Origin of the sequence: Xenorhabdus vietnamensis (assembly GCF_002127535.1) — a bacterium.
GTDB classification, from domain to species: domain Bacteria; phylum Pseudomonadota; class Gammaproteobacteria; order Enterobacterales; family Enterobacteriaceae; genus Xenorhabdus; species Xenorhabdus vietnamensis.
This window is the reverse complement of record NZ_MUBJ01000093.1, coordinates 1-1,219: the sequence shown is the minus strand read 5'-3', so window position 1 is coordinate 1,219 and position 1,219 is coordinate 1. Positions and strand designations below refer to the sequence as shown.

The following is a 1,219-nucleotide window of genomic DNA, read 5'->3' as shown; positions in this document are numbered from 1 at the left end:
GGTCTTCGTACCTCAAGGCAATGGCGTCTGGGATTTTCTCTGCCTGCTGTTCGAATAACTGATGAATGCACACCGTGTCAGGGTACGGTGTTTCCGTGGCATTCCAGGTTGTTAGCAACAGGGTACGTTCGGCTTCCGGTAAGATTTCCAATGCCCGAACCGGCCTGTCTGGGGCGTATTCCAGCGCATCCGCCAGACTTTCCAGCGCCTGCTGCATATAATCACAGACCCGTTCCGGCGCAAGCGGCTGAACTGTCTGCGCCGTCAGCCCCAGCGCATCACCAAAGTCCTCCACCGACAGCACAAAGGGGTAATTCGTCCGCTCCTGCCCGCCCATAAACTCAATCCCGTTTATCCCCTCATCGGAGAGGGCGGACACATCATTATGCCGGTAGTTCAGCAGGGCACTGAAAAGCGGACTCGCGTTGTCAATGCCACTGCATCGCTGGGCCAACGCCAGTGATGCATGCTCATGTGTCAATAATCCGGCCAGCCGGGTATGGGCCTGCTGCACACTTTCCCGTACTGGCGTATTATCGATATCCAGCCGCAGCGGCAGGGTATTAATAAACAGCCCCAGCCCGCTATCCATCCCTTCTCCCGCCGCCATACGCCCGAACAACACGGTGCCGAACACCACGTTTGCCTGTCCGCTGGTGTGCGACAACACCTGCGCCCAGGCCAGATGGCACAACGCCGCCAGACTGACGCCACACTGCCGGGCCTGACGGCGCAGACGGCGATTCAGCTCAGCAGGCAACATCCGGTGGAATTCCGTCACCTGCGAGCCGTCACGGTGCACTTCCGCCAAGCCAAACGGCAGGGTCGGCTCTGTTACGTCCGCCAGCATGTCCGTGAAGAAACGGGTGTGTGCTGCCTGACTGATACCCAGCCGGGCCTGCGCCACCAGATTGCGGAACGGTACCGGAGCCGGCAGTGTCGCCGCCTGTCCCGTCAGATAGGCCCGGATTTCACGATACAGGACTTCCAGCGTGGTATGATCACCAATCAGGTGATGCAGTATTTGCAGAACGACCCAACACCCCGCCGCGTTCCGGGCAATGACAAATTGCAATAACGGGGCCTCATTTAAGTTCAGGCGATAATGGCGGGGATCAAAACGCTGGCTCAGCTGCTCACTGACTGGTCCGTCTGCCGGATCTAACGTCAGTTCAGTGATCGATAATGGGGCCTGACGCCAGACCACCTGCGCCGGCAC

The 1,219-nt window shown here is 59.1% G+C and carries 1 protein-coding gene; it reads right to left on the bottom strand.

What is annotated here, in order from left to right; translation table 11 throughout:
* On the bottom strand, positions 1–1,219 hold a 1,219-nt coding region (locus Xvie_RS20320), incomplete at both ends, for a condensation domain-containing protein (RefSeq protein WP_244175758.1).